Origin of the sequence: Arthrobacter sp. I3 (assembly GCF_000520575.1) — a bacterium.
In the GTDB taxonomy this organism is placed as follows: Bacteria; Actinomycetota; Actinomycetes; order Actinomycetales; family Micrococcaceae; genus Arthrobacter; species Arthrobacter humicola_A.
Genome location: NZ_KI914965.1, coordinates 1 through 3990, shown reverse-complemented (window position 1 = coordinate 3990; position 3990 = coordinate 1). Strand labels below are relative to the sequence as shown.

General features: G+C 67.0%; 4 protein-coding genes and 1 pseudogene. 1 reads left to right on the top strand and 4 read right to left on the bottom strand.

Annotated elements, in window-relative coordinates:
* Positions 1–142 precede the first annotated feature (142 nt).
* The 3 genes from Y706_RS28480 to Y706_RS0120820 form a co-directional block, all read right to left on the bottom strand.
* Complete coding sequence (locus Y706_RS28480; protein WP_003792170.1) at positions 143–241, bottom strand: 30S ribosomal protein bS22; 99 nt, start codon at positions 239–241, stop codon at positions 143–145.
* Positions 242–446: 205 nt separating this feature from the next.
* On the bottom strand, positions 447–668 hold the full coding sequence (locus tag Y706_RS0120825; protein ID WP_018775046.1) for a helix-turn-helix domain-containing protein: 222 nt from the start codon (positions 666–668) through the stop codon (positions 447–449).
* A 199-nt stretch (positions 669–867) separates the two neighbouring features.
* Positions 868–1983, bottom strand: coding sequence for a 3-deoxy-7-phosphoheptulonate synthase (locus tag Y706_RS0120820; protein ID WP_028278096.1), 1116 nt, complete (start codon positions 1981–1983; stop codon positions 868–870).
* A 393-nt stretch (positions 1984–2376) separates the two neighbouring features.
* Between Y706_RS0120820 and Y706_RS0120815 the strand changes: the two genes are divergently transcribed.
* Positions 2377–3723 carry an alpha-hydroxy acid oxidase gene (locus tag Y706_RS0120815; protein WP_028278095.1) on the top strand — a complete coding sequence of 449 codons (1347 nt, stop codon included), beginning with the start codon at positions 2377–2379 and terminating at the stop codon, positions 3721–3723.
* Between the two features lie 107 nt (positions 3724–3830).
* Here Y706_RS0120815 and Y706_RS30510 read toward each other — a convergent pair.
* A pseudogene (locus Y706_RS30510) lies at positions 3831–3990 on the bottom strand (ArsR family transcriptional regulator); the annotation flags it as partial.

The following is a 3990-nucleotide window of genomic DNA, read 5'->3' as shown; positions in this document are numbered from 1 at the left end:
GCTTCCGCGGCCCCAGCCGCTAGGCCGCCCGCGGCTTTCCGCTGGGATTCCGGGCCGACGCCGGGGATCCGGGCGAGGCCTGAGCAAGAAAAATGCCCGTCGCCTGGAAGGCAACGGGCATTTCATGCATTTCGAAGTATTGCTACTTCTTATTGCGACGCTGGTGGCGCGTCTTGCGAAGCAGCTTGCGGTGCTTCTTCTTGGCCATACGCTTGCGACGCTTCTTAATAACTGAACCCACGAAAGTTCCTTACCGGCTAGATGCAGTACCTGCCTGTTGGGAAGGGTCCGCGGGCTAAGCAGCAGACTGAAGCAACTGACAGGTTCTTACAATGACGTAAAACGTTCCTTAACAGGGTACCGCCTCTGCGAGGCACCCCACGACCGCGGGTCCCGTGCGGGACCCAAAGCAGTCGATTCACGCTGTGAATGTTGCCGCTGACTGATCAGCCAGTTCCGGCGTGGCCGTCATTCCGGTCGACGACGGCACCCTTGAGGTACTGCTCGACGGCGTTTTCCGGCACGCGGTAGGAGCGGCCGAACCGCACGGCCGGCATCTCCCCCGAATGCACAAGACGGTACACAGTCATTTTCGATACCCGCATAAGTTCCGCGACTTCGGCCACGGTCAAAAAACGGGCCTTGGAGAAGTTGGCCTCCGTAGACATTTCCCTATTCCTTTGCTCAAGCGAACGGCAGCCCCACCTGTTGACATGGCGGTGTGCCGATGCTGAGCCATCAAACAACCATGTGTTAGCAACACTAGTTGCTCATGGTGCCAAAGTGAAAGACTTCCTCAGGAATCCCCACACGATTTCCGCAGGAATCTCGAAAATCCCGCAGCACGCTCCCCCTCTTGCTCTTCCCTCAGGCGCGGGTCCGCCGCGTGCGGGCCGAGGCTGCCAGCTGGCCCAGTACCGACGCCGTCACGTCCCAGTCCATGCAGGCATCCGTGACGCTCTGGCCGTAGACCAGGCCGTCCCGTCCGGAGCCGGTAACGGCGTTGACATCAAGGTTCTGGGCCCCGCCCACCAGGAAGCTCTCGAGCATGACGCCGGCGATGGCCCCGGCGGCGGCTCCGGCACTTTCCAGCTGCGCACCGATTTCGAGGGCGACCTCGGCCTGGCGGTGGTGGTTCTTGCCGCTGTTGGCGTGGCTGGCGTCGACGATCAGACGGGGGTTGAGCTGCTTCGCTGCGAGTTTCGCTGAGGCCGCTTCAACATCGGCGGCTGAGTAGTTGGGGCCCTTGCGTCCGCCGCGGAGGATCACGTGGGTGTCCGGGTTGCCGGCGGTAGCCACAAGCGCCGCCCGGCCGTCGTCGTCGATCCCGAGGAACGCCTGGGCGGCAGCGGCGGCGCTGCACGCGTCCAGCGCCACCTGGAGATCGCCGTCGGTCCCGTTCTTGAAGCCGATCGGCATCGACAGCCCGGAGGCCAGCTGGCGGTGGATCTGGCTCTCCGTGGTGCGGGCGCCGATCGCGCCCCAGGCGACCAGGTCCGCGACGTACTGGGGGCTGATGGGCTCAAGGAACTCGGTGGCGGTGGGCAGGCCGAGGGCGGTGACCTGGCGGAGGAAGGACCGGGCCGCGCGCAGGCCCGCGGCGATGTCGTGGCTGCCGTCCAGCCGAGGGTCGTTGATCAGGCCCTTCCAGCCCACCGTGGTGCGCGGCTTTTCGAAGTAGGTGCGCATGACGATCAGCAGGTCTTCGCGGTGCTTCTCTGCCTGGCTGACCAGCCGGCGGGCGTATTCCAGGCCCGCCTTGGGGTCGTGGATGGAGCAGGGGCCCACGATGACGAGCAGCCTGTCGTCCACACCGTCCATGATGGCCCGGACCTCGTCCCGGCCCCGTCCGACCACCTCGGCCAGGCGGGCCTCCAGGGGCAGTTCCGCCATGATGTCTTGCGGGGTGGGCAGCGGGGTGAACTCGCTGACGCGCAGGTTCGAGGTGGAGTGTTGGGGGCCAGTGGCTGCTTCGATGCTCATATTCGGGTCCTGTTCCGGGTGCGGAGCGGGCCCTGGTCAGAACCCGCCGAAGAAATGGCGAAGGGCAGAGAATAATCTCTGCCCTGTTGGCTCTGAAGGAAAGTTGGATGCGTGTCAGTTAGACGCGGGCCCCTCCAGAGCCAACGAAAAATACGCATACCAACGGTTAGTCATAGCGTTGACGATAGCCCCGGAGCCGCGGCCGGAGCAAACGCCGGGCGTAACAATTCGCGGGCGGCCAGTTCCGGGCGGCCAGGAGTACGTGGTCGCCGGGCAGGCACGTCGCGGCGGTGTTCGCCGGCGCTGCCGCGAAATGACATTTCGACGGACACCGGCACCACCTAGAGTGTGAGGAAACCCAGCACAGCATCCGATCCGCAAATGGAGGCAGCCATGACGCACACCGTCCCGCCCGGCAACCCCGAGGCTCCGACCACTCCCGCGGCCACGGCCCCTGGCCCTGCGGTCTCCGCGTCCGGGCAGCACACAGCCGCGGCCGCCCGCGGGCTCCCTGCCGCGCTGAAGCGCCGCGTGCCCAAGTACGCCGACCTTGCTCCCCTGATGCAGTTCAAGAAGCCGGAATTCAGCAGGGCCGCCAGGCTGCGCCGTGCCAGCACCATCTGGGACCTGCGGGACATGGCCAAGCGCCGCACACCCCAGGCGCCCTTCGATTACACGGACGGCGCCGCCGAGGCCGAAATCTCCCTCCGCCGCGCCCGCCAGGCGTTCCTGGACATTGAATTCCGGCCCGGGGTCCTGCGGGACGTCTCCAGCATCGACCTCAGCACTGACATCCTGGGCGGGCCGTCCCGCCTCCCGGTGGGCATCGCGCCCACCGGCTTCACCCGGATGATGCAGTCCGAGGGCGAATACGCCGGTTCCCAGGCCGCCGCAGCCGCCGGCATTCCGTACACCCTCTCCACCATGGGCACGGCGTCGCTCGAGGACGTGGCCGCCGCCGCACCCACTGGCCGCAACTGGTTCCAGCTGTACCTGTGGACGGACCGGGAGCGTTCACTGGAACTGATCCAGCGTGCCGCCGCGGCGGGCAATGACACGCTCATGGTCACGGTGGACACCGCCGTCGCCGGCGCCAGGCTCCGCGACGTCCGCAACGGCATGACCATCCCGCCCGCCCTGACACTCAAGACCGTCCTGGATGCGTCCTACCGGCCCGCGTGGTGGTTCAACTTCCTCACCCACGAGCCGCTGACTTTCGCGTCGCTGTCCCGCTACACGGGCACGGTCGCGGACCTCATCAACTCCATGTTCGATCCCACCCTGACCTTTGCCGACCTCGATTGGCTGCGCGAGACGTGGAAGGGCAAGCTAGTGGTCAAGGGCATCCAGACGGTCGACGACGCCCGCAAGGTGGTGGACCATGGCGCGGACGGGATTGTGCTCTCCAACCACGGCGGCCGCCAGCTGGACCGGGCACCGATTCCGTTCCACCTGCTCCCGGAGGTCTCCGCGGCGCTGAAGGCGGACCGCAGCGACGCGGCGATCATCCTGGACACCGGCATCATGAGCGGCGCGGACATCATCGCCGCCCTCGCCCTCGGCGCCGACTTCACGCTGATCGGCCGCGCCTACCTGTACGGGCTCATGGCCGGCGGGCGGGCCGGTGTGGACCGTGCCCTCCAAATCCTGGAGAAGGACATGGAACGCACCATGGCACTGCTGGGCGTCAGCCGGGTCGCGGAGCTCACGCCCGGGCACGTGCGGATCCTCCGCACCTAGCACCTATGACAAGCCCCCGGCGCCCGAACGATCGGCCAAGTGCGCACTTTGGGCGGAGCGGATGGCCGCAGCGCATACCCAGGGCGGCATACGCGGGGCAGGACAGCCTACTTCTTGCGGCCGAACTTGGGCAGGTTGGCCAGGAGATCGGCGGCCCTGGTGGCGGCCCGGCCCACGGTCCGCCCGATCTGCTGGGGCATTTTGTCGTCCCCCGCCGTTCCCACCGGAATGACGACGGCGGGGCTCAGCGGGCTGCCGGCAGGGCGG

Coding starts and splice junctions, on each gene's coding strand:
- Y706_RS0120825 (WP_018775046.1), bottom strand. CDS start 668: ATGTCTACGGAGGCCAACTTCTCCAAGGCCCGTTTTTTGACCGTGGCC.
- Y706_RS0120815 (WP_028278095.1), top strand. CDS start 2,377: ATGACGCACACCGTCCCGCCCGGCAACCCCGAGGCTCCGACCACTCCC.
- Y706_RS0120820 (WP_028278096.1), bottom strand. CDS start 1,983: ATGAGCATCGAAGCAGCCACTGGCCCCCAACACTCCACCTCGAACCTG.